At 73.3% G+C, this 21,814-nt stretch carries 20 protein-coding genes and 1 pseudogene; 15 read left to right on the plus strand and 6 right to left on the minus strand.

Annotated features, from left to right (window positions below; genetic code table 11):
• The first annotated feature begins 291 nt into the window (after positions 1-291).
• From ABZ858_RS20365 to ABZ858_RS20415, 11 genes are all read left to right on the plus strand, one after another.
• On the plus strand, positions 292-1,278 hold the full coding sequence (locus ABZ858_RS20365; RefSeq protein WP_361380076.1) for a phosphatase PAP2 family protein: 987 nt from the start codon (positions 292-294) through the stop codon (positions 1,276-1,278).
• Between the two features lie 180 nt (positions 1,279-1,458).
• Complete coding sequence (locus ABZ858_RS20370; protein ID WP_361380079.1) at positions 1,459-2,421, plus strand: NADH-quinone oxidoreductase subunit H; 963 nt, start codon at positions 1,459-1,461, stop codon at positions 2,419-2,421.
• The gene (locus tag ABZ858_RS20375) at positions 2,421-3,104 is read left to right on the plus strand and encodes a hydrogenase (protein WP_361380082.1); all 684 of its coding nucleotides are present in this window, start codon (positions 2,421-2,423) and stop codon (positions 3,102-3,104) included. Before ABZ858_RS20370 ends, ABZ858_RS20375 begins: the two co-directional genes overlap by 1 nt.
• 20 nt (positions 3,105-3,124) lie before the next feature.
• Positions 3,125-4,597: a proton-conducting transporter membrane subunit gene (locus ABZ858_RS20380; RefSeq protein WP_361380085.1), complete on the plus strand. Its 1,473-nt coding sequence runs from the start codon at positions 3,125-3,127 to the stop codon at positions 4,595-4,597.
• Entirely contained in the window at positions 4,594-6,120 is a 1,527-nt protein-coding gene (locus ABZ858_RS20385; protein WP_361380088.1) for an NADH-quinone oxidoreductase subunit C, read from the plus strand. The genes ABZ858_RS20380 and ABZ858_RS20385 overlap by 4 nt, the downstream gene beginning before the upstream one ends.
• 35 nt (positions 6,121-6,155) lie before the next feature.
• Positions 6,156-6,953: an NADH:ubiquinone oxidoreductase gene (locus ABZ858_RS20390; RefSeq protein ID WP_361380091.1), complete on the plus strand. Its 798-nt coding sequence runs from the start codon at positions 6,156-6,158 to the stop codon at positions 6,951-6,953.
• A complete protein-coding gene (locus tag ABZ858_RS20395) occupies positions 6,950-9,085 on the plus strand; it encodes a proton-conducting transporter membrane subunit (protein ID WP_361380094.1) in 2,136 nt (711 codons plus the stop codon). Before ABZ858_RS20390 ends, ABZ858_RS20395 begins: the two co-directional genes overlap by 4 nt.
• A gap of 46 nt (positions 9,086-9,131) precedes the next feature.
• Positions 9,132-9,593 carry a universal stress protein gene (locus ABZ858_RS20400; protein ID WP_361380097.1) on the plus strand — a complete coding sequence of 154 codons (462 nt, stop codon included), beginning with the start codon at positions 9,132-9,134 and terminating at the stop codon, positions 9,591-9,593.
• A gap of 64 nt (positions 9,594-9,657) precedes the next feature.
• Positions 9,658-10,008: a DUF190 domain-containing protein gene (locus ABZ858_RS20405; RefSeq protein ID WP_361380100.1), complete on the plus strand. Its 351-nt coding sequence runs from the start codon at positions 9,658-9,660 to the stop codon at positions 10,006-10,008.
• A 31-nt stretch (positions 10,009-10,039) separates the two neighbouring features.
• A complete protein-coding gene (locus ABZ858_RS20410) occupies positions 10,040-10,324 on the plus strand; it encodes a DUF211 domain-containing protein (RefSeq protein ID WP_361380103.1) in 285 nt (94 codons plus the stop codon).
• Positions 10,321-10,866 carry a hypothetical protein gene (locus ABZ858_RS20415; protein WP_361380106.1) on the plus strand — a complete coding sequence of 182 codons (546 nt, stop codon included), beginning with the start codon at positions 10,321-10,323 and terminating at the stop codon, positions 10,864-10,866. The genes ABZ858_RS20410 and ABZ858_RS20415 overlap by 4 nt, the downstream gene beginning before the upstream one ends.
• A 36-nt stretch (positions 10,867-10,902) precedes the next feature.
• On the opposite strand, the gene eno is transcribed toward ABZ858_RS20415, so the two are convergent.
• The 3 genes from eno to ABZ858_RS20430 all read right to left on the minus strand — a co-directional run bounded on the left by eno (position 10,903) and on the right by ABZ858_RS20430 (position 15,455).
• Positions 10,903-12,174 (minus strand): phosphopyruvate hydratase, encoded by a 1,272-nt coding sequence (gene eno, locus ABZ858_RS20420; RefSeq protein WP_361380109.1) that lies wholly within the window; start codon positions 12,172-12,174, stop codon positions 10,903-10,905.
• A 38-nt stretch (positions 12,175-12,212) separates the two neighbouring features.
• On the minus strand, positions 12,213-13,424 hold the full coding sequence (locus ABZ858_RS20425; RefSeq protein WP_361380112.1) for an MFS transporter: 1,212 nt from the start codon (positions 13,422-13,424) through the stop codon (positions 12,213-12,215).
• A gap of 258 nt (positions 13,425-13,682) precedes the next feature.
• Positions 13,683-15,455: a M4 family metallopeptidase gene (locus ABZ858_RS20430; RefSeq protein ID WP_361380115.1), complete on the minus strand. Its 1,773-nt coding sequence runs from the start codon at positions 15,453-15,455 to the stop codon at positions 13,683-13,685.
• A 279-nt stretch (positions 15,456-15,734) separates the two neighbouring features.
• Between ABZ858_RS20430 and ABZ858_RS20435 the strand changes: the two genes are divergently transcribed.
• Positions 15,735-16,703, plus strand: a complete 969-nt coding sequence (locus ABZ858_RS20435; protein WP_361380232.1) for a transposase — start codon at positions 15,735-15,737, stop codon at positions 16,701-16,703.
• Here ABZ858_RS20435 and ABZ858_RS20440 read toward each other — a convergent pair.
• Complete coding sequence (locus ABZ858_RS20440; protein WP_361380118.1) at positions 16,604-18,109, minus strand: sigma-70 family RNA polymerase sigma factor; 1,506 nt, start codon at positions 18,107-18,109, stop codon at positions 16,604-16,606. The genes ABZ858_RS20435 and ABZ858_RS20440 overlap by 100 nt on opposite strands.
• A gap of 326 nt (positions 18,110-18,435) precedes the next feature.
• Here ABZ858_RS20440 and ABZ858_RS20445 point away from each other — a divergent pair, with 326 nt between their 5' ends.
• Positions 18,436-19,557, plus strand: a complete 1,122-nt coding sequence (locus tag ABZ858_RS20445) for an abortive phage infection protein (RefSeq protein WP_361380121.1) — start codon at positions 18,436-18,438, stop codon at positions 19,555-19,557.
• Between the two features lie 13 nt (positions 19,558-19,570).
• Here the strand turns inward: ABZ858_RS20445 and coaD are convergent, their stop codons facing one another.
• Positions 19,571-20,116, minus strand: coding sequence for a pantetheine-phosphate adenylyltransferase (coaD, locus tag ABZ858_RS20450; RefSeq protein WP_361380235.1), 546 nt, complete (start codon positions 20,114-20,116; stop codon positions 19,571-19,573).
• Here coaD and ABZ858_RS20455 point away from each other — a divergent pair.
• Positions 20,003-20,464: pseudogene (locus tag ABZ858_RS20455) on the plus strand (His/Gly/Thr/Pro-type tRNA ligase C-terminal domain-containing protein); the annotation flags it as partial. The gene coaD and the pseudogene ABZ858_RS20455 overlap by 114 nt on opposite strands.
• Before the next feature lie 28 nt (positions 20,465-20,492).
• Here the strand turns inward: ABZ858_RS20455 and ABZ858_RS20460 are convergent.
• Positions 20,493-21,344, minus strand: a complete 852-nt coding sequence (locus ABZ858_RS20460; RefSeq protein ID WP_361380124.1) for a helix-turn-helix transcriptional regulator — start codon at positions 21,342-21,344, stop codon at positions 20,493-20,495.
• A gap of 151 nt (positions 21,345-21,495) precedes the next feature.
• Between ABZ858_RS20460 and ABZ858_RS20465 the strand changes: the two genes are divergently transcribed.
• Positions 21,496-21,789 carry an Atu4866 domain-containing protein gene (locus tag ABZ858_RS20465; protein WP_361380127.1) on the plus strand — a complete coding sequence of 98 codons (294 nt, stop codon included), beginning with the start codon at positions 21,496-21,498 and terminating at the stop codon, positions 21,787-21,789.
• Positions 21,790-21,814 lie beyond the last annotated feature (25 nt).

The following is a 21,814-nucleotide window of genomic DNA, read 5'->3' on the forward strand; positions in this document are numbered from 1 at the left end:
ATCCGGCCTCGGCCGCGGTAAACCACCGCGCCGCCGGGCCGCGTCGCGCCGACGGTGCGCCCGCTGTGCGCGGCCGACGGCCACACCACCGGCCAGTTGCCACCGGCGCCCGAGGTTTACGGCCTCCGACACCGGATACAAGGGAGACCAGTTGTTGTTCGGGCGTGCTCTTCGCGCCGAGCGGCGGTGGATCCCGCCGTGGCCGCCGTGTGCCGGTGGCCGAACCGCCGAGACGGCCAATGGTTCCTGTCCTGCCCCGCGTGCGTACGCACGAAGGAGGAAGACAGCGCCATGCCCGCGCCCCGCGACATCGTGACGGAACCGGCCCGCTTCCCGGACGGACTGCCGAGCGGTTCGGCACGCGCCCTCGGGGGCCCGCCCGTATCCGAGTCGCTGCTCGCCCACCTCGCGAAGGCCGGCCCTCATGGCCCGCGCCTCCTGCGCATCCTCACCGCGCTCGGCCCACCGCTGGTCGAGCGGCTCGTGGCGGAAGGACAGGCCGGCGGTCGCACCGTCGCCGTCCCCTCCCCCGCCGAGGGCGACCTCGGACTTCACGCGACGTCGCTCTCCCGCACGCGGACCAGGCCGACCGCACCGGGGCGCGCCACCCGGACCGCAGTCCTGAGCGCGCTGTCCCTCGGGCTCCTGACAGCCTCCGTCCGCAGCGGTTCCCCCGCCCCGTGGGAGAGCCGCTGGATGCCTGCCGCGGCACGCGGGATGCCCGCGGTACGCACCTGGCGGGCTGTCACCGCGTTCGGTTCCCGTCCGGTCGGCTACGCGGCGGTCGCCGTTCTCCGTGTGCTGCCGTCCGCCGGTCGCGGGCCGGTGTCACGGCTCGGTCCGCCGGCCGTCCTCGCCGCCGCCGATGTGACCAGGACGCTGCTGTGCCGTGCGGTGGGCCGCCCACGGCCCTCCGTGGCCGAGCGCCTCACGTCCGTCGACGGTGCGAGCTTCCCGTCCCGGCACACCATGACCGCCCTCATCGCCTGGGACCTGGCCCTCGGGAACCGCCGCGCGGCGACCGCCGTCACCTGCGCCGTGGCGGCCAGCCGGCTGAAGCTGCGCGCGCACTGGCCCGCCGACGTCGTGGGCGGCTGGCTCTTCGGCAGCGCCTGCCTCGCCCTCGCGGATCTCTGCGGCCCGGTCTCCGAGGCGGGCCAGGACCGGCGCAGGCCACGGCGGCCCCGGGCCGGAAGCCGACGGACGGCCCTTCGCGCGGGCCCCTTCGCGCGCGCCGCCGTCGCACGGAGGGTGGCCGCCGGTGCCAGGTCCCATTAGGCGCACCCCATTTGACGGCCGCCACCTGCGCGATCACCCTGGAGCGCAGGTGATGGGCCTCACCTTCGACCGCGGATGTGCGCCGCTGATGGGCTCTACGGATGAACCGCACCCGTTCGTGGTGCCCTTCCCGCAGGAGGCGCAGATGGCGGCCGACACCCGCGCACCGTGGGGGCCGCCGTGGCCGTGACCCTCTCCCCCTACGTGGTCCAGGCGCTGCAGCCGGTGACGGTGCTGGTGGCCGCGCCCGCGCTGTCCGGCTGGATCGCGAAGGTCGAGGCGCGGCTTCAGGGGCGGCGCGGCCCGCGCGTCCTGCAGCCCTACTACGACCTGGCCAAGCTGTTCCGCAAGGAGGCCCTCGCGCCCCACGGGGCGAGCTGGTTCTTCCTCGCGGCGCCCGTGGTCGCGATGTGCTGCTACCTGACGGTCCCGCTGCTCATCCCGGTCCTGACCACGTTCGGCCTGCCGCTGGGCTACATGGGCGACATCATCGGCGGCAGCTTCCTGCTCGCCCTCGCCAGCTTCTCCGTCGCCGTCGCGGCGGCCGAGAGCGGCGGCCCCTACGCCCAGCTGGGTGCGAGCCGGTCCAAGACGTTCGGGGCGATCACCGAGCCGGTGATGCTGTTCGTGGTGTTCACCGTCGCCATGATCACGGCGACCGACCTGCCGTACGCGCAGGCCGCCGCCGTGCGCTCCTCGGGCGACCAGGTCATCCGCCCGGCGCATCTGCTGGCCTCCGCGGCGCTGTTCCTGGTGATCCTCTACGAGACGGCCCGCATCCCGGTCGAGACGCACACCGGCACCAACGAGTTCGGGATGATCGAGGAAGCGCGCGTCTTCGAGCACTCGGGGCCCCACCTGGCGCTGCTGAAGTGGGGGTCGGCGATGAAGCAGCTGATCCTCTACACCATCCTCATCGACGTCTTCCTGGCTCCCTGGGGACTGTCCTCGACCACCGGCGTGCTCGCCGTGGTCCTGGCGATCGGTGCCCTGACCGGCAAGGCGGCGCTGCTCGGCTGTGTGGTGGCCGTCATCGACAACAGCTTCGCCAAACTCCGCCTGTTCAAGATCAGTGAGTTCGTCGCGGCGGCGTTCCTGCTCGCCGTCCTCGCGGTGTTCACCCTCTACCTGGGAGGCGGCTGATGGCGCTCCTGCTCTCCGCCGGCACCACCCCCACCACCTTCGAGGGCGCGACCAACACGGTGGCCGTCCTGCTCCTGCTGACCGAGTTCGCGATGCTGCGGGCCGCCCTGTCCCGCTCCCAGGTACGCCTGTACGCGGCGCAGTCCTTCCTGGTCTCGGTGCTCGCGGTGATCGTGGCCGCCGCCCGCGACCTGCCCGAGCTGTACGCCCTGGCCGTGGTGTCGCTCCTGCTGAAGGTCCTCGCCGTGCCCTGGCTGATCAACCGGCTGCTGCGGGACGCCCGGGTGGAGATCGCGGGCTCCGGCGCGATCGGCGTCGCCGCGGCCACCCTGCTGTCGCTGGCGCTCGCCGGGTTCGGGTTCTTCACCGTCGGCTCGCTCGACCTGCGCAGCCCGTTCCTGCCGCCCGCCGCGCTCGGCCTGTCCATGTCGATCGTGCTGGTCGCGTTCGTCCTGATGATCGTGCGACGCGACGTCGTCTCCCAGGCGGTCGGCTTCTACTCCCTGGAGAACGGCGTCTCGCTCGCCTCGCTGGTCGTCGCCGCCGGGATGCCGCTCATCATCGAGGTGGCGTTCCTCTTCGACCTCCTGGTGGCCGTCGTGGTGTTCGGCGTGCTGATGCGCGTGCACCACCACCGCACCGCGTCCCTGTCCACCGAGTCCCTGACCTCGCTGCAGGGCTGACCGGGAGCCGAGGAGAGACCGTGACCGTCGTCCTTACCCTGCTGGCCGTACTGCCGCTGCTGCCCGCGGCGGCGGCCCTGGCGGCGCCGCCGCGCCCGGCGCAGTACCTGACAGCGGCCTCGGGCGTGGCGTGCTTCGTCCTCGCCTGCGCCCTCGTCCCCGGCGCCGGACGGGGCGAGCTGCACACGGGCATCCTGCGGGCCGACGCCCTGTCCACCGTGTTCGTGCTGGCGACCGCGTTCGTCTACGCCGGGTGCGCCGCGCACAGCATCGGCTATCTGCGGCACGACGAGCGCAGCCACGACTTCCCCCGCTACGCGCGGCGCTTCTACCTCGGTCTCAACCTGTTCGCCTGGTCCATGCTCTGCGCCCCGCTGGTCGACGGCCTGGCTCTGCTGTGGGTCGCCGTCGAGGTCACCACCGTCATCTCGGCCCTGCTCGTCGCCGTCGAGAACACCGAGGGAGCCACCGAGGCGGCGTGGAAGTACGTGCTGATCGCCTCCGCGGGGCTGGGTGTGGCCCTGCTCGCCACGATCTTCATGTACTACGCGGGCTCGCAGGTCCTCGGGCAGACCTACGACCTGGGTTTCGCCCCGCTGCTGGACGCGGCGGCGCGCCTGCCGCACACCGCGGTGCGGCTCTCCTTCGTCCTGGCCGTGCTGGGCTTCGGCACCAAGGTCGGCCTGGTGCCGGTGCACACCTGGCTGCCCGACGCCCACGCCGAGGCGCCCAGTCCCGTCTCCGCGATGCTCTCCGGCTCCCTGCTCGCGATCAGCTTCTACGCCGTGCTGCGCTACTACCAGGTCACCGCCGCCGCGCTCGGTCCCCGCTTCCCGGGCACCGTCCTGCTGGTCTTCGGGATCGCCTCCCTCCTGCTCGCCGCCCTGTACGTCCTGGACCAGCACGACATCAAGCGGCTGCTGGCCTACTCCAGCGTCGAGCACATGGGCATCCTCGCCGTCGGCGTCGGCTTCGGCGCGCCGATCGCCCTCGCCGGTGTCCTGCTGCACGTCCTCGCGCACGCCGCCGCCAAGGGCAACGCCTTCATGGGCGCGGGGGCGCTGGTGCGCGCCTTCCGCACCAAGGAGATCCACCGGCTGCGCGGCGCGGCCCGTGTGCTGCCCTGGTCGGGACCGATGTTCCTGGCCGCGATCCTGGCCCTGTCGGCGCTGCCCCCGTTCGGGATCTTCCGCAGCGAGTTCCAGATCGTCGCCGGGGGCCTGCGATCAGGGCACTACGGTCCGGCCGCCGCGCTGGTCGTACTGGTGACCTGCGCCTTCCTCGGCCTGGCGATCGCCGCCACCCAGGTCGTCCTGACCCCCGCCCCCGCCGGGGTGACGGAAGGGCTCCGGGAGCCGGGAGCGCGCAGTGTGTGGATGGTGGTCCCGGTATTGGTGGGCCTGCTGGCCCTTGTCGTCCTGGGGCTCCACCCGCCCGCCGCGCTGGCCGACCTGCTGGCCCGCGGGGCCGCCGAACTGGGAGGCCGCCCATGACCGCCCCGCGATCGGACACGGGTGCGCGCCTGCTGGGCACCGACGCCTGGTGCCGTGTCCTGCGCCGCCGGGCCGTGGGACACGGGCACGAGAGGGCCCGGTTCGCGGGCCTGTTCGGCACGGGCCAGGCGGACGGCTCGGTACGCCTGCTCGCCGTGCTGTTCCCCCGCGCCGGCGCCGAACCGCTGGTCGTGGAGACACTCCTGCCGCCGGAGCGGCTGGCGTACCCGGCGCTGAGCCCGGAACTGCCGGCCGCGTTCTGGTACGAACGGGTCCTGCACGATCTGTTCGGCGTCGTCCCCGAAGGCCACCCGCGTCTCGACCCGCTGATGCTGCCCCTGCAGGAACCGGACCGGACCCCGCTGCCGGGAGCCACCCGCCGGCCCGGACCGCTGGTGCCCGACGAGTCCGCGATCCCCCGCGCGGTCACCGGCCCCGGGGTGTTCACGATCCCGCACGGCCCCGTCCGCTCCGGCGTGGTGGAATCCGTCGAGTACCTGGTGGAGACACCGGGCGAGGACATCCCGCGGGTCCAGATCCGCGTCTTCCACAAGCACCGCGGTGTCTCCAAACGCTTCGAGGGCCTCACGCCAGGCGACGGGGTCCTGGCCGCCGAGCGGGTCGAGGGCATCGCCTCCGTCGCCCACGCCCTCGCCTTCAGCCACGCCGTCGAGCAGTGCGCGGGCCTGACCGTCCCGTGGGCGGCCTGCCTGGTCCGTGTCCTGCACGCCGAACTCGAACGCGTCGCCAACCACCTCGACGTCATGGTCAGGCTCACCGACGCCGCCGGACTCGCCGTCGCCACCGCCCGCTTCGCCCTGCACAAGGAGCGCGTGCTGCGCCTGACCGGCCGCCTGTGCGGCAGCCGGTTCGGCCGGGGCGTCGTGGTCCCCGGCGGTGTCGGCGGCCTGCCCCGCCTGGCCCCCGCCGTCCTCGACCGCGAACTCGCCGCCCTGCGCGCCGCCGTCGTCTCCGACTGGCGCGCCGCGCTGCGCACTCCCTCGTTCCTGGACCGGCTGCGCGGCACCGGCCCGCTCGAACCGGCCGTGGCCCGCGCGCACGGCGCGCTCGGCCCGATCGGCAGGGCCTCGGGAGCCGGCCCCGACGTCCGCTACGAGCGCCCCTACGACGCCTACTCCGCGCTGGGGCTCGGCGCACCGCCCGAGTACGGCGAGGGCGACGTCATGGCCCGGACCCTGGTGCGCGAGGCCGAGGTCACCCGCTCCTTCGAACTGCTGCACCAGACGAGCGGTGAGCTGCGCGCGCTCGACGGCGACCCGGCGGTGCGGGTCCCGGTCCCGGACGGTGTCAGCGGGTACGGCGTGGGCTGCGCCGAGGCGCCGCAGGGCGAGGTCCTCTACCTCCTGCGCATGGCGGAGGGGCGCGTCAGCCGGTGTGTCCCGCGGTCGGCGTCCTTCCACAATCTCGTCCTGTTCCACGAGGTGTTCGCCGGTGACGTCCTCACGGACTTCCCTTTCATCGAGGCGAGCTTCGGCCTGTCGATCGCGGGGGTGGCGCTGTGATGCCCTGGTTCACCCGTGGCCTGCGCGAAGGGATCGTGACCACCACGTATCCCCGCAGGCCGGACCCGTACGCGCGGGAGTTCCCGGCAGCCGTGGCCGTACGGCCTTCCGCGCCGCCCGTCACCGCGGACGAGATGGGCGCGCTGTGCCCCACCGGCGCGCTCTTTGCCGCCGCGGACGGCACGGCCCGGCTGGACCGGGGGCGCTGCGTCCTGTGCGGGCGGTGCGTCCGGGTCCGTCCGGACGTGTTCGCCGAGGCACCGGGCGCGGAGACGGCCGTCACCGCCCCGGCCGCGCTCGTCGTCCCGGAGTGCGCCGAGGACGAGGCGGGTCTCGACCGGGTCCGCGCCCGGCTGGCGGCGCGCACCGCCCTGTTCCGCCGGTCGCTGCACATCCGGCATGTGGACGCCGGGTCCGATGGCAGTGAGGAGTGGGAGATCGCGGCCCTGACCGGTCCCGTCTACGACATCCACCGCCTGGGCCTGTTCATGACGGCGAGTCCGCGTCACGCCGATGTGCTGATCGTGACCGGGGCGGGCGCCCGCGGTATGGCGGCGCCGCTGCGGCGCACGTACGAGGCGACCGCGCGGCCCGTCGTCGTGATCGCCGCGGGCACCGACGCGTGCAGCGGCGGCATGTGGGCCGACACCTATGCCACCCACTCCGGCGTCGGCGGGCTCCTCGATGTCGACATCTGGGTGCCGGGTTCCCCGCCGAGCCCGTTCTCGCTGCTCCAGGCCCTGCTCCTGGCCACCGGGCGGCTCGACGGCTCCACGGACACCACCACACCCGCGCGCTCCGGGCGTGCCGACGGTGAGGAGGACACGCGGTGACCACGCTCATCCTGGCCGGTCTGCTGCTGTTCGCCGCCGCCGTGCTCCTGGACACGTGCGTGCCCGGATCCGCGGTGCGCAACCGGCTGCGTGCCGTCCCCTACCTGCTGTGCGCTGCGGGCAGCGGCTGCCTCGCGGCGGTCGGCGCCACCGCCCTGGGCCGGTCTCACCCCACCCCGGAGCTGAGCTTCGGCCACTGGCTCGGATTCGGCACCGCCGGCCTGAGCGTCGACCACTTGTCCGGGCTGTTCTGGCTGCTGACGTTCGGCGTCGCCGTCGCCGCCTGCCTGACCGCCGCGGGCTGGGCGTCCGGACGCGTCACCGGGCGGGGGCCCGCCGCGTACCACGCCCTGGTGCTCGCCGCGGTCGCGGTGGTGGAGAGCGCGGACAACGCCTTCCTGTTCCTCCTGGCCTGGGAGGGCCTCACCCTCGGCTTCTACCTGCTGACCGCCGCCGAGCACCGCCGTATCGGCCCCGCGGTGGCCACGTTCGGCTTCGGCAAGGTCTCCGGTGCGGCCCTGCTGCTCGGCCTCCTGCTGGCGGCCGGCCACACCGGCACCTTCACGCTCGCCGGCTTCGCACACCTGCCGGCCGGCCCGGTGCGCTCCGCCACCTGGGCGCTGCTCGTGCTCGCCTTCGCCGTCAAGGTCGGGCTGGTCCCGGTCCAGGTCTGGCTGCCCCGGGGGTACGCCGCCGCTCCCGCCGGGCTGCGGCCCGTGATGGCCGGCGTCGCCGTCAACGCGGGCTTCTACGGCCTGTGGCGCACCCTCGCGCTCCTCGGCCCGCCGCCCGCCTGGCTCGCCCTCACCCTGCTCCTGCTGTCCGGCCTGACCGCGTTCCTCGGCATCGCCCACGCCGCCGTCCAGGCCCGCCTGGAGCGGGTCATCGCCTACTCCAGCGTCGAGAACGCCGGACTGATCTGCACCGGTTACGCCGTCGCCCTCGTCGGCTCCCTCACCGGCAGCGACCGGCTCACCGCCGCCGGCCTGATCGCCGCCACACTCCAGACCGTCGCCCACGCCATCGCCAAGACCCTGCTGTTCGCCGGAGCCGCATCCCTCGAAGAAGACACCGGCACCGGCGACCTCGAACGGCTGCGCGGCACCGCCCGCCGCCTCCCCTGGGCCGCCACCGCGGTCGCGGTCGGCGCCGTCACCCTCGCCGGGCTGCCGCCCACGGCGGGCTTCGTCTCCGAGTGGTTCCTGCTGGAGAGCCTCATGCAGCAGTTCCGGCTCACCACGTTCCCCTACGGTCTGGCCCTGGCCGCGGCGGGCGCCCTGATCGCCCTGACCGCCGGGTTCGCCTCCGTCACCTTCGTCCGGATCGTCGGCATGATCGTTCTCGGTCCCCGCCGCGACGACACGGTCCGCCGGGCCCCGCGCCGGGCCGATCTGGGGACCGCGGGGCGCGCGGGCGTGCTGGTGCTGGCGCTGGGCGGGCCGGCCGTCGCGGCCCTGACCCCGCTGCAACTGCGGGTGATCGGCCAGGGCCTCACCCCCTTGGTGCCGCGGCAGTTCAGCTCCGGCGCGCTGGTCTCGCCCTGGGTCGTCCAGCCCGTCTTCGCCGCGTTCTCCAGCCTCTCCCCCGGCTGGCTGTGGCTGGTCATGCCCCTCCTGCTCGCGGCGGTCTGCGTCCTGCTCGTGGCGGCCTCGCGCGGCGGGGCCCTGCGGGTGCGGCGGGTACCGGCGTGGCGCTCGGCGAGCGGCGGCGTCCACGGGGACGACCAGTACACCCCCTTCGGCTACGCCCATCCCACCCGCCGTGTCCTGGGCGCCGTACTGCGCACCCGGACCCGCGCCACGCCCAACACGGGCAGCGCACCCGACACCGGCGGCACATCCGGGGCCCGCGGCACATCCGAGGACGGCGGCGCGTCCGCTGCCGGCACCGACGTCGGCTCCGGCTCGGCCCGTACCGACCCGGTGGCCACGGCGGCGACCGGCGGCACGCTCGACTACGCGTCCGACGTGGTGGAAGTCGTCGAGGTGTATCTGTACCAGCCGTTCTACCGCCCGGTGCGCGCCCTGGTGTCCGGGGCCAAACGGCTCCAGTCCGGCCGCCTCGACGCCTATCTGACCTACATGCTGATCGTCCTGGTCGCCGTCCTGGCCGTGGTGGTGGCCCTGTCATGACCGAGCCGGGTCCGAGCACGACCCCGAGCAGAAGGAGGAAGCGCCGATGACCGCGTCGCCCTTCCACAGGATCCTCGTCGGCTGGGACGCCTCGCCCGCCGCCCGCACGGCACTGGCCACCGCGCTGGCTCTGGCCGGGGACAGGGGCAGCGTCATCGTCCGGGCCGTGCTCGTCCCCTCCGAACACACCGAGACCAGCGGCGAGCAGTCCCGGGACCTCAGCGCCCAGCGCACCTGGGCGCAGGAACAGTTCGACCAGGCGCGGCAGGCCCTGCCCGCCGTCGCCGGGCACGTCCGCCTCGACTGGGGAGAGAGCACGGACATCGCCTCCGACCTGATCACGAGCGCCGCCGAGCAGGGCTGCGATCTCGTCGTCCTCGGTCGCCACGGTGAGGACAGCCGCCTGCGGACACGGCCTCTGGGGGCCGTGGTACGGCAGGTGACCGAACAGGCCGGCCTTCCCGTACTCGTCGTCCCCGCCGCGACGGCCCACCGGGGCGGCGGATGAGGGCACCGAAGGATTCCAGAAGCCACGGCAAGCACCGCACACCCATGGGAACGGAGCACCGAACATGAGCAGGCGCAACCGGGTCGGCCTGAAGGTCACCGTCTTCGTCGGCGAGCACGACACCGTCCATCACACGCCCCTGGCCACCGAGATCGTGCACCGGGCCCACAAGGCCGGCATCGCCGGGGCGAGCGTCTTCCGTGGTGTCGAGGGATACGGCGCCCACTCCCTCATCCACACCCAGCGCCTCCTGTCCCTGAGCGAGGACCTGCCCATGGCGGTCGTCTTCGCCGACTCCGCCGAGAACGTACGGGCCTTCCTGCCCCAGCTCGACGACGTCGTCCGTGAGGGAGCGGCCATCATCGAGGAATGCGAACTCGTCCGGTTCCTCCCCGACGACGAGCCCCGTACCTGACGTCCGGCAGCCAGCGGGAAGGAGACCTCTCATGCCCATCCGCCGACTGGTCCTCGACGTCGACATGGCCATCAGCGAGCCGAGCCTGCCCCACCTCGCACGGAAGATCGAGGACGTCCCGGGTGTCCAGGCCGTCAACATCTCCGTGACCGAGATCGATGTCGAGACGATCGGCACGGACGTCACCGTCGAGGGCGACGACCTGGACCCGCAGGCCATCCAGCGGGCCATCGAGCACGCGGGAGCCGTCGTCCACAGCACCGACGAAGTGGTCGCCGGCGCCTACACACTCGAAAGGACCCCCCGCAAGCGATGACCCTCTCGCCGGGGAAGGCCGTCGCGAAGGTCCGGCTCCCGCTGGTCCTCGGGTTCACCGACGGCCTGCTCAACGCCCTCACCCTCGCCGCCGCCTCCCTCACCGGTACCGGCACCCCCGTCAGCTGGGGTCTGGCCGGCCGGGTGGGCGGCGCCGCCCTCGTCACCGCGGCGTTCACCGTCATGGTGGCCGACTACGCCGAGCGCCGGGCCCACCTCGTGCATGTCGCCCGGGAACTCAGCCTCAGCCAGAGCGGCCGGATGGCCGCCACCCACCTGGGCCGCCTCGCTCTCCTGCGGTCCTACGGCGCCGCCGTCGTCGCCTGTCTGTCCAGCTTCGTCGGAGCGGCCCTGCCCCTCGCCCTGGGCGCGGTGCTCCCCGGGCCGCCCTGGATCGTGGTGATCCTGGCCGTCCTGGCCCTGTCGGTCCTCGGTGCCGTGCTGGCCCGCTTCCTCGCCGCCCGCCCGGTCCTGTGGGCCCTCACCATGGCGGCGGGCGGCGTCGCCACGACGCTGATCGGCATCCGGCTCCGCATCACGTGACGTCACCGGGACCGGCGGCCGGCTCCGCCGGGGCCGTCAGCCGGCCGCCGGCCCGAACGGCAGGGCGGGTGCCGACCCGGCGATCTCGATGAGCCTGTTGTACTTGGCGACGCGTTCGCCGCGGGCCGGGGCGCCGGACTTGATCTGGCCGCAGCCGGTGCCGGTGGCCAGGTCCGCGATGAAGGAGTCCTCCGTCTCGCCGGAGCGGTGGGAGACCATCTGCGTGTAACCGGCCTCGCGGCAGATCCGCATCGCTTCGAGCGTCTCGGTGACGGTGCCGATCTGGTTGACCTTGATGAGGGCGGAGTTGGCCACCTTCTTGCCGATCGCCTCGGTGATGATGGCCGGGTCGGTGACGAAGATGTCGTCGCCCATGATCTGCGTGCGGCCGCCGAGGCGCTCGGTCAGGCGCGCCCAGCCCTCCCAGTCGTCCTCGCCCAGGCCGTCCTCGATCGACCAGACGGGAAAGCGGTCGACGATGGCCTCGTAGCGGTCGATGAGCTGGTCACTGGAGAGGTTCTCGCCCGCCACCCGGTAGCCGCCCTCGTGGCGGAACTCGCTGGCGGCCGGGTCCAGGGCGATCGCCACACCGTCCGGGCCAGGGGTGTAGCCGGCATCGGTGATCGCGCCGACCAGGAGTTCCAGGACGTCCTCGGGGCGGTCCACGGCGGGGGCGAACCCGCCCTCGTCGCCCAGGCCGGTGGCGTGTCCGGCGGCGGCCAGCCGGGCCTTCAGCCTCGCGTAGACCTCGGCCCCGGCACGGACGGCCTCCGCGAGGCTCGGCGCGCCGAGCGGGGCGAGCATGAACTCCTGGAAGTCCAGGTCGTTGGGGGCGTGGACGCCGCCGTTGACGACGTTGAAGTGCGGTACCGGCAGCCGGGGGGTGGTGCCGGCGACCCGGGCGAGGTGCTGCCACAGTTCCTGCCCGGCCAGGACGGCCTCGGCGCGCCAGGCGGCGAGGGAGACGCCGATGACCGCGTTGGCGCCCAGCCGTTCCTTGGTGTCGGTCCCGTCCAGTTCGATCAGCGCCCTGTCGATGTCGGCGGCCGAGGCGAACGCGCGGCCGGACAGCGCCCGGGCGATCTCGCCGTCGACGTTCCCGGCGGCGTCCAGCACGCCCTGCCCGTGGTAGCGGGCCTGGTCCCCGTCCCGCAGTTCGACGGCCTCCCGGGTGCCGGTGGACGCGCCGGAGGGGACACCGGCGCGGGCACGGGTGCCGTCGGCCGTGGTGAGGGTGACGGCGAGGGTGGGACGGGCGCGGGAGTCGAGGATCTCCACGGCGTGGAGCTGAGCGATCTGCAAGGTCATGTGCTTTTCCTTTCACGGGTGTGGCGGGACGCGAGAGGTCACGTGTCGTGCCTCGCCTTCAGCAGCAAGGGGATCGCGGCAAGTTGCAGCGTGACGGAGAAGACCACCAGGCCGGTCACCGAATGATCGTAGAGTGCGCCCAGCACGAGGCTGCCCGCGAACCAGCAGAGGCCGAACCCGGTGTCGAAGAGCCCGAAGGCCGAGGCCCGGCGGCCGGCGCCGGTCATCGCGGTGACCGCGGCTTTGACGATCGACTCCTGAGCGGCCATGCCGAGCCCCCACAGGGCCATGCCGATCACGGCCGGGGCGGCGCCGCCGAGGAACACCAGGGGAGGGAAGCAGGCGGTCAAGAGGGTCGCGCCCGCCACGGTCCACAGTCCCCACCGGTCGAACAGGCGGCCGAGGGCCAGTGCGGCGAGCGCCTCCGTGGCCATGGCCCCCGCGTACAGCACGGGGATCCAGGCGTCCGCCACGATGTGGTCCTGGCCGAAGCGGTAGGCGATCAGCGGGTAGTCCGCGTAGGCGGCGGCGATCAGGCCCATGCCCGCCAGGTAGATCCAGAACGCCCGTGGGGTGCCCCGGCGCCCGGGGACCGCTTCGCCCGCCTCCAGATCGGCCGGGTGCGGATACCGCCGCCGGGCAGCGGCGAGGACGAGCAGCGTGAGGACCGCCGGAACGGCCAGTACGGCGAAACCGCCCCGGTAGGTGCCGTGGAGATACAGCACACCGGCGACGACGAGTGGCCCGATCATCGCCCCGGCGGCGTCCAGCGCCTCCCGCACGCCGAACACCCAGCCCCGCCCCAGCCGGGCGGTGGCGTGGGCGAGCATGGCGTCCCGGGCCGGATTGCGCATCGCGCGCCCGCTGCGCTCGGCGACGATCAGCAGGGCGGCTACCGGCCAGTTCCCGGCGAGGGCCAGCAGCGGTACGACGACCATCTGCAGGGTGTATCCGGCCGCGGTGATCGGCCAGTACCGTCCCGTGCGGTCGGCCGCGTAGCCGAAGACGGAGCGCAGGAGGTAACCGAGCAGTTCACCGCCGCCCGCCACCACCGCGACGACCAGGCCGCTCGCACCGAGGGACCCGAGGAACGGCCCGGTGATCCCGCGCGCGCCCTCATGGGTCATGTCCGAGAACATGCTCACCACGCCGATGAGGAGCACGAACCGCAGTGCTGCCTGCCTTCCCCGGCCAGGGCGCCCCACGGGTGACGGAGTGGGGGCCCGCTCGCAGCGCGCGGGAAGGTTCATGGCGTGTGTCCTCCCGGTCGTATCCGTACAACCAGGGACCGTCAGCGGCATCGGCCGCGGTTGGCGGTGAGCCCCATCACCGGCTGAACACAGCATGTACGTGTCCAGTGCCCAGGGGGCACGCGCACAAACCGGACCGGAACGCCTGAGCCCGCCCCGGGGGCCGGTGGCCCGGGGCGGGCGCGACGGGAAGGTGGAGGTCCGGCCCGCCCGGCGGCTCGTGGTGGCCGGGCGGGCCGGACGTCGGGGCGCGGTGGATCAGGGCTGGTTGGCCGCGGTCACGTTGACCGCCGCCCAGGCCTTGCCGACCGCGGCGTACTCGGTGCTGGTGGTGCCGTAGAGGTCGCCCGCCGCCTTCAGGGTCGCCTTCCGGGCGTCGTGGAAGTCGGTGGTGGAGACCATGTACCGGGTCAGGGCCTGGTAGAAGACGCGCAGTGCCTTGTCACGGCCGATGCCCTGGACGGTGGAGCCGTCGTAGGTGGGCGAGTCGTAGGTGACGCCGTTGACGGTCTTGCGGCCGCTGCCTTCGGCGAGGAGGTAGAAGGCGTGCGAGGAGACGCCGGAGCCGGCGTGCACCTCGGCGTCCACGGTGGACTTGCCCCAGTAGTCGACGGTGCCTTCGTACCGGTCCAGGGAGGGCTTGTCCAGGCGGCGCAGGAAGCCCTGGTCCAGGCCGAGCTGCTCGCCCATCAGGTAGTTGCCGGTCGTCGGGTTCGTGGCGAACTCGGTCGCGCTGCCGAAGATGTCGGCGAGCGACTCGTTGAGGGCGCCCGGCTCGCCGTACTGGCCCTTCGCGTCGGTCCTGGTCGGCTCCAGCCCGGCGGTGGCCGCGACGACTCCGTGGGTGAGTTCGTGGCCGGTGATGTCCAGCTGCACCAGCGGCTTGGTGAAGGTGTCGCCGTCCCCGTCGCCGTAGATCATGCAGTGGCAGCTGTCGTACCAGGCGGCGTTCCCGTAGTCGGTGCCCCAGTGCACCACGCCCCGGGGACCGGCGCCGTCGTTCTGGATGCCGTTGCGGCCGAACGTCTTCTTGTAGAAGTCGAAGGTGGCGGTGAGCCCGTGCGAGGCGTCCACCGCGGCGGTGGCGTTGTTCTTGGTCGTCCCGTCGCCCCATGTGTCGTCGGAGTCCGTGAGCGGGGTGGCGGCGGAGAAGATCGTCGAGTCGGTGCGGCTGGCGTGCTTCGCGTCGCGGATCTCGGCGTTGCCGCGGGTGGTGTCCTTGAGCAGGTACGTCCGGGCGGCCGTCTGGGTGGTGTTGAGGGTGACGGTGCCGGAGAAGAGGGAAAGGCCCTTGCCCACGGCCGGGGCGGGGTAGGTGGTGCTCCGGCCCGAGGCGCGGACGAGCGCACTGCCGCCGGCGGTCTTCGGGTGCGGGGTCTCGCCGCGCTGGTGGAGTCGCGCCACGACACGCTGCGACAGGAACGCGTCGGCGGTGGGCGTGCTGCGCAGCACGGCGCCGGTGTTCGCGTCGACCAGGACGGTCCGGGCGGCGTCGGGCGAGTCGTCCGCGGCCGTGACGTCGACCTCGTACGCCAGGGTGCTCTTGCCCGCCGCGTGGTCCACGACCAGGCGCGTCGCGCCGGCCTGTCCGCCGGGTACCTGGGCGACGGCGTGCTTCTCGGCCTCCCGCTGCGTGAGTTCGGCGGTGGTGGAGGGCAGGGAGACCGTCCTGCCGGCGGCGCGGGTCACGCCGAGGTAGGTGGAGCCGGCGCCCAGGTGGATCACGAGGTCACCGCCGACGACCGGCACACCGCGGTAGAGCTGGGTGAAACGGACGTGCTGCTTTCCGTCCTGATCGGTCATCACGTCGACGGCCCTGAGCCGGGTCTGTGCTCCGACGCCGGTGGCGGCGGCGTGGGCGAACGCGGCGGCCTGGGCGGCCGCGACGGCGGCGGACGTGCGGCCGGCCACCGAGGCCGCCGCCGTGGGGGTGTGTCCGGCCGGTGCGGCCACGGCTGTGCCGGCGGTCGCGGCCAGGGCGGTGGCGGCGACGAGAGCGAGAGCCGTTCGGGATATTCGCGCGGAACGCATGCGTGGTCCTCGGAGGTCAAGATGTGGGGAGGGGAGTGCGCGTGCCCCTCGCCCGGGACGGCTGAGGTGCTCGCGTTGAAGGGACCCTGGCATGCCTGGCATGTCCACGTGAAGGATGCGGCGGAGTAGATTGCCGAACCCTTTATTTCCGCCGCTCATTGTGAAATGGGCGCGGTGCCGGCGGGGTCCGGCAGCGGGCCCCGCGTGCGAAGGGCCGAGCACGACACCGCGCCGGAGAATTTTCCGTTACGGCTGAACGGCTTCGGGGTCACCGGCAGCATGACGCACATTCATGACTGCCCGGCGGTGCACGCATCACCCCTCGGGACGCCAGTACCGGGGCAAGTGCAGGTGCCATCGCCGGTGCAGGTGCCTGTGCCGGTGCCGCTTCGGGTGCGGGCGCGCCCGCGGCACCTGATCGACAGTGAGCCGCCCGGTTCGCGGCGCGCGGAGCCGTACGAGCGGGAGGTGAGAGCGGACTTGGCCCTGGAAAGGGTCTGGGCACGTGTCGCGCCCCTGCTGCCCCCGCCCGCCAAGCGGCGGTTGACGCATCCGGGCCGAAGGCCCGTGCCCGACCGCGTGGCGCTGTCAGTGGTGCTGCACGTGCTGCGGGAGGGAATCCCCTGGCACACCGCCCGCACCGGGGAACTGGGTTGCTCCGGTATCACCGCCTGGCGCCGCCTGCGCCGCTGGGCACAGGCGGACACATGGCCCCGGATCCACGAGGCCGTACTCGACGGACTCGACGACCTGGACGACCTCGACGAACCCGCGCGTCACCGAGCCGCGCGCGCCCTCGGGTCGGCGCGGACGTGGGCGCACGGCTCCACAGCGCCTGCGGGCGTGAGTGCACGCTCCACAGCGCCCGCGGGCGTGAGCGCACGCTCCGCCGCGCACTCCGCACCGGCCCCGCTCGCCGCGCTGCCGGAACGGTACGCCCCACCGCTCAGCGGCAGCGGCAGCGGCGAGGACGACGACGCACTGGTCGCGGCCATCACGCGGGCGGTGGCCGCGGCGGACGACAGGGTGCTCGGGCCGCTGCTGAAGCGCCTGGCGGGCCGGGCCGACACGCGCGTGGTGCTGCGCCTGGGCGAAGCGCTCGCCGCGGCGGCCACGGTCGGCCTGCCCGAGGGCGCGTCCCGCAGCGGTCAGCGGGAGCCCGCCAGCACCTCGGTCCACGCGCGCTCGCTGCCCGAGACCACCAGCCCCACGCCCACGTCGGTGAACCGGCAGTCCACGAGGAGCTGACGCATGTGGTCCTCCGCCCATTCCCGCGCCACCGCCGCCGCGTCCTTGTCCCCGAACGTGGTGGCCTCCCCGACGGACGTCCAGGTGTACCCCGCCGCCGTCACCCGCTCCCCCACGTCGCCCGGCGGGCCGGCGGCGCCGCGGGCCGCGACGGCACGTGCGTCGCTCTCGGCCACGCGGGCCAGCCGTGGATCGGTCCGCAAGGGGACGCAACCGTTCTGTGCGCGCAGCGTGTTGGTCCGGTCGAGGAGGTCGAGCCGGCTCGCGGTCTCGGTCACCGGCGCGGTGGCGGACGGCGTGCGGGTACGCGTGGGGGTGGGCGCGGGCGGTGTGGTCGCGGTCGGACGTACTCCGGCACTCGTGGCCGGGACCGGGAAGACCGGCCGCTGCGAGGCGGCGGGAGCGGAGGCCGTGGGGCGGACGGGCGGGGCGGCATCGGAATGCTTCTCCGGCGCCCGGTACACCGCGATCAGCAGGGTGAGTGCGGCCACCGCCGTCCCGGCCGCGGCAGCCTTGGCCGCCGGGCCGGGCCGGAAGACGCGCCGTCCGGCGTCCAGCGCCCGGTGGAGGGAGGCCGCCCCGTGCGCCGCGCCGCCGTGAGCGGCCACGGCGGCCGCCCCGTGTCCCGTGAGCGAGGCGGAGTGCAGGGAGAGCGGAACCGCCACCAGCCCCATCCCGGCGAGCAGCCCGTCGACCGGGAGCAGGTCGGCGGCACGCCGTGCGCACCGGTCGCACCCGCGCACATGGCGGGCGATGCGCTTGCGCCACAGCGGACCGGGGGTCTCGTCCCACGTCTGGGTCAGCGCCCCGAGGGCTCGGCACTCGTCGCGGGCCCCCAGCGCCCGTACGACCTGCCGGCAGACGTCCAGTTGCTCCTTGACCCGCTGCACCCGCACCCCGGTGTGGGCGCGGGAGAGCCCCAGCGCCGTGGCGACATCCCCGCGGGTGAGTTCACCGGCCGCCTCCAGCCACCACAGGGACAGCACCTGTCGGTCGGTGGGGTCCAGCCACCGGGCCGCCTCGGCGACCTCCCGGCGCTGTCCCGACAGCCCCAGGCGCAGGATGGCCAGTTCGGCGAAGTCCCCTTCGGCCGGGCCCTCGGCCGCGGAGTCGAGGGGCAGGGGCCGGCGCTGGGCGACGGACCATCTCCTGCGGACCTGATTCATGGCGATCGCCACCAGCCAGGCCCGGAACCTGGCCGGGTCCCGCAGCCCGTCGAGACCGCTCAACGCCCGCAGCAGAGTGTCCTGCACGACGTCGTCGACATCCGCGTGGCCGTTCAGCGCCCGGCCGACGACGTTGTAGACCAGGGGCAGATACGCGGACACCAGCCGGTCGCGCGCCGCCGGATCTCCTCGCCGGGCGGCGGCGACCAGCGCTGTCTCGTCCGTGCTCTGCTCGCGCATCAGCTTCCCTCCGGTCCCGGCACCACTGGTGCCACACCAGGGAGACCCCGCACGACCCGCCGGACAACAGGAAACGCCGACGCGGCTCGCGTGACGTCCATCACAACGACTCTCCAGGAGCCGTTCCCGGGTGCGTGCCGGGCGGGGGGCGCAGCCGCGTCGCCTGGGTCTCGTACCACCGGGCGGTCGCGAGGGCGCCCGATCGACACCTTTCGGGCATCGGGTCATAGACCGTCGGCCCCCCACCGTAGACCATCGCCGGACAGCGCTGTCCGATGGCCCCCGGGCAGGGTGACCCTATGCAGAAGCCTGATGATCGTACGCACATGAGTCGGGGCCTCACGCGGGCCCGGTTCCTGGCCGGCATGGCCTCCGCGGGGCTGACCGCGACCGTGGCCCCCGCGGGCGCGGCGCGGGCGGCCGAGGCGCGGTCCGGCCTACGCCACCGCGGCGTCGTCTACACGGTCGGCGAGGGGGAGACGCCGGGCACCGCGTTCAGCACGGCGCGGATGCGGCAGGACATCCGCGCGATCCGCGACCGGCTGCACGCCGACACCGTCGACGTCACCGGCGACGGCGTGGAACGCCTCACGGCCACGGCCGCCGAGGCCGCGGAACGGGGCCTGCGTGTCTGGCTCCAGCCGACCCTCGGTGACGTGCCCGAGCGGGACGTTCTCGAACATCTCGCCGAGACCGGCCGGTTCGCGGAGCGGCTGCGCCGGCAGGGTGCCGCCGTGGAACTGAGCGTGGGCTGCGAGTTCTGGTTGTTCGTGCCGGGCATCGTGCCCGGCGCCGACGTCTTCGAACGCATCCGGAATCTCCAGGAGGGCCATGTGGACCCCGTCGCGATGCGGCGCCGCCTGGACCGGTTCACGACGAAGGCCGCGACGGTCGGCCGTTCCGTCTTCCACGGCCGGCTGAGCTATGCCGCGGCCCAGGACGACGAGGTCGACTGGCGGCTCTTCGACATCGTCGGCATCGACTACTACTCCTGCTTTCCCGACCGGGCCGACTACGTCCGGGAGCTGAGGCGCCACCTGCGGTGGGGCAAGCCGCTGGCCATCACCGAGTTCGGCACCTGCGCCTACGTAGGGGCGCCCGAGACCGCCGGCATGGGCTGGGACGTGGTGGACCACGACAAGCACCCCGAGGAGATCAAGGGCCACCTGATCCGCAGCGAGCACACCCAGGCCGCGTACCTCGCGCGACTCCTGGACGTCTTCACGTCCTTGGGCCTGTACGCGGCGATGGCATTCGAGTTCGTGACCCCCGACGCCCCGCACCGCCCCGGCGATCCGCTGCACGACCTGGACATGGCGAGCTACGCGATCACCAGGACCGTCCAGGACCGCCCGTTCGACCCCACCTCCGACTGGCACTGGGAGCCGAAGGAAGCCTTCCACGCCCTGGCCCGCCATTACTCGCACTACGCGCGCGAGCGACGGTAGAGCGCAGCGCAGGTCATTCCTGTCGGTTCATCGTGGTGACGAGTGTGGAGGAGACGTGGGCCAGGGCGGGGTCGGCAGCGAGGAAGAACGTCTCGACTCCGGCCAGCTCGTGGTTCATGCGGGCCATCGGCATCTCGTAGTCCAGGTCCCGAACGCCGCGGACTCCGCGGACGACGACGTCGATTCCGGCTCGGCGGCAGTAGTCGACCAGCAGGCCGGTGTGGGAGTCGACCGTGACGTTGCTCAGGTCAGCCGCTGCCGCGCGGAGCCGGTCCAGCCGTTCGGTGAGGGGGAGGCGGCCCGTCTTGTTCGCGTTGAACATCACGCACACGACGACCTCGTCGAACAGGAGGGCAGCGCGCCGGAGTACGTCCTGGTGCCCTTGAGTGACCGGGTCGAAGGATCCTGGGAAGAGGGCTCGCATGATCGGAAAGGGTAACAAGCGGCTGCCCAGGGCGAGGCCGCGTTCTACGGCCCCAAGATCGACGTCCAGGTCACCGACTGTGCCGGCCGGGAGTCCACCCTCTCCACCGTCCAGGTGGAGCGAGCCGTCGCCCATCTCGTCGAACAGCACGGCGGTGCCTTCCCCGCCTGGCTCGCCCCCACCCAGCTCGCGATCCTCCCGGTCTCCGAGACCTAATCGCCGGACGCCGAAGCGCTGGCCGAACGATGCGCCGACCTCGGGCTGCGCGCCGAGATCGCCGGTCCGGAACGCGGCAGTCTGGGCGCCCGCGTACGAGAGGCCCGGCTCGTTCCCCACCAAGCCGTCATCGGCGCCGAGGAAGCCGCTGACCACCTCGTCGCACTGCGTCTGCGGGACGGTCGACGCATAGGCCCGCAGCCGGTCAGCGACGCCCTGACCCACATCAGCGCCCTCGTCCAGACCCACAGCGGCGAACTGTGGGACAGCGCGAACCGTTCGCAGCGGGCGGAACTCACTGCCCGGCCGAGTCGGGCGCCGTCTGCCGCCCGCCGGCGTGCAGGGAGCCGAGGAGGGCCAGTGCGTGGGCGGACGGGCTGCCCGGCTCGGCGTGGTAGATGACGAGTTGCTGACCCGGCGCGTCTCGGACGTCGAAGGACTGGTACGTCAGGGAGAGCGGGCCGACGTCCGGGTGAAGGAGCTGCTTGGCGTCCCGGGTCTTGCCGCGCACGGCGTGCTGCGCCCACAGGCGCCGGAATGCGGCACTGTGCTCGGTCAGCGTGTCCACGAGGTCTCGCAGGCGCGGGTGTTCGGGATCGAAGCCGGCTGCCTGGCGCAGATTGGCGACGACGGCCTGCGCGGCCCGGTCCCCGTCCTGGTAGAACTGCCGTCCCGCCGGGTCGAGGAAGGTCATGCGGGCCAGGTTGTCCGCGGGGGCGAAGGAGGCGTAGAGCGCGTCGGCCAGGGCGTTGGTGGCCAGCAGGTCGAGGGTGCGGCTCATCACGAACGCCGGGGTGTGCGCGTAACCGTCCATCAGCTGTCGCAGCGCGGGGCTGACCCGCTCGGTGATCTGGACGCAGTCCTGGCCTTCGGGTGACACCCCGGCCAGGCGGTGCAGGTGGGCGCGGGCGTCCGTGTCGAGGAGCAGCGCGCGGCCGAGAGCGTCCAGCACTTGCGCTGAGGGGTGCCGCTCGCGGCCCTGCTCCAGCCGGGTGTAGTAGTCGGCGTTGACTCCGGCCAGGACGGCGACCTCCTCACGGCGCAGCCCGGCGACCCGGCGTACGCCGTGACTCGCCATGCCGACGTCCTGCGGCCGCAGGGCGGCGCGGCGTGCGCGCAGGAACTCCCCGAGATGGTTGTCGTCCATGCCCTCCAGGCTAGGCGGTGGCCCGGCCTGCTTCCTGGGTGTGTCGCACCCAGGCAGAGAACACCCTGGTACCCCCTCGCTGACCTGCGCAGACTCGGTCACGCAGCACACCACCGCAGCACATCACCGCTCACCGAGGAAGGAAAACCCGATGACACAGGACGCGCGGAGTGACCGTAGCCCCGGGAACGCCGATGTGGTCGGCATGTGGGTGACCGCGGACGGTCACATCCGTCAGGAGCTGCTGCCGGACGGCCGCTACGACGAGGCCCGAGGGGATCGGCGCAGCGCGTACACGGGCCGGTACACCGTGACCGGCGACCACCTCGACTACGTCGACGACACCGGATTCACCGCCACCGGGGACCTCCGGGACGGCGTGCTCCACCACGAACACCTCGTGCTGTACCGCGAGGAGAAGCCCTCAGAGGAGAAGCGCTCATGAGGGAGGCGGAAGCGCCCCCGCCCCG

The sequence above is a fragment of the Streptomyces sp. NPDC047017 genome, assembly GCF_040644175.1.
In the GTDB taxonomy this organism is placed as follows: domain Bacteria; phylum Actinomycetota; class Actinomycetes; order Streptomycetales; family Streptomycetaceae; genus Streptomyces.

What these genes read in the sequence shown, in the direction of transcription:
- ABZ858_RS20460 (WP_361380124.1), bottom strand. Translation starts at nt 21,344, where the DNA reads ATGGACGACAACCATCTCGGGGAGTTCCTGCGCGCACGCCGCGCCGCC.
- coaD (WP_361380235.1), bottom strand. Translation starts at nt 20,116, where the DNA reads ATGGGCGACGGCTCGCTCCACCTGGACGGTGGAGAGGGTGGACTCCCG.
- ABZ858_RS20415 (WP_361380106.1), top strand. Translation starts at nt 10,321, where the DNA reads ATGACCCTCTCGCCGGGGAAGGCCGTCGCGAAGGTCCGGCTCCCGCTG.
- ABZ858_RS20430 (WP_361380115.1), bottom strand. Translation starts at nt 15,455, where the DNA reads ATGCGTTCCGCGCGAATATCCCGAACGGCTCTCGCTCTCGTCGCCGCC.
- ABZ858_RS20445 (WP_361380121.1), top strand. Translation starts at nt 18,436, where the DNA reads ATGAGTCGGGGCCTCACGCGGGCCCGGTTCCTGGCCGGCATGGCCTCC.
- ABZ858_RS20435 (WP_361380232.1), top strand. Translation starts at nt 15,735, where the DNA reads ATGACGCACATTCATGACTGCCCGGCGGTGCACGCATCACCCCTCGGG.
- ABZ858_RS20375 (WP_361380082.1), top strand. Translation starts at nt 2,421, where the DNA reads ATGGCGCTCCTGCTCTCCGCCGGCACCACCCCCACCACCTTCGAGGGC.
- ABZ858_RS20410 (WP_361380103.1), top strand. Translation starts at nt 10,040, where the DNA reads ATGCCCATCCGCCGACTGGTCCTCGACGTCGACATGGCCATCAGCGAG.
- ABZ858_RS20440 (WP_361380118.1), bottom strand. Translation starts at nt 18,109, where the DNA reads ATGCGCGAGCAGAGCACGGACGAGACAGCGCTGGTCGCCGCCGCCCGG.
- ABZ858_RS20365 (WP_361380076.1), top strand. Translation starts at nt 292, where the DNA reads ATGCCCGCGCCCCGCGACATCGTGACGGAACCGGCCCGCTTCCCGGAC.
- ABZ858_RS20425 (WP_361380112.1), bottom strand. Translation starts at nt 13,424, where the DNA reads ATGAACCTTCCCGCGCGCTGCGAGCGGGCCCCCACTCCGTCACCCGTG.
- ABZ858_RS20400 (WP_361380097.1), top strand. Translation starts at nt 9,132, where the DNA reads ATGACCGCGTCGCCCTTCCACAGGATCCTCGTCGGCTGGGACGCCTCG.
- eno (WP_361380109.1), bottom strand. Translation starts at nt 12,174, where the DNA reads ATGACCTTGCAGATCGCTCAGCTCCACGCCGTGGAGATCCTCGACTCC.
- ABZ858_RS20465 (WP_361380127.1), top strand. Translation starts at nt 21,496, where the DNA reads ATGACACAGGACGCGCGGAGTGACCGTAGCCCCGGGAACGCCGATGTG.
- ABZ858_RS20405 (WP_361380100.1), top strand. Translation starts at nt 9,658, where the DNA reads ATGAGCAGGCGCAACCGGGTCGGCCTGAAGGTCACCGTCTTCGTCGGC.
- ABZ858_RS20385 (WP_361380088.1), top strand. Translation starts at nt 4,594, where the DNA reads ATGACCGCCCCGCGATCGGACACGGGTGCGCGCCTGCTGGGCACCGAC.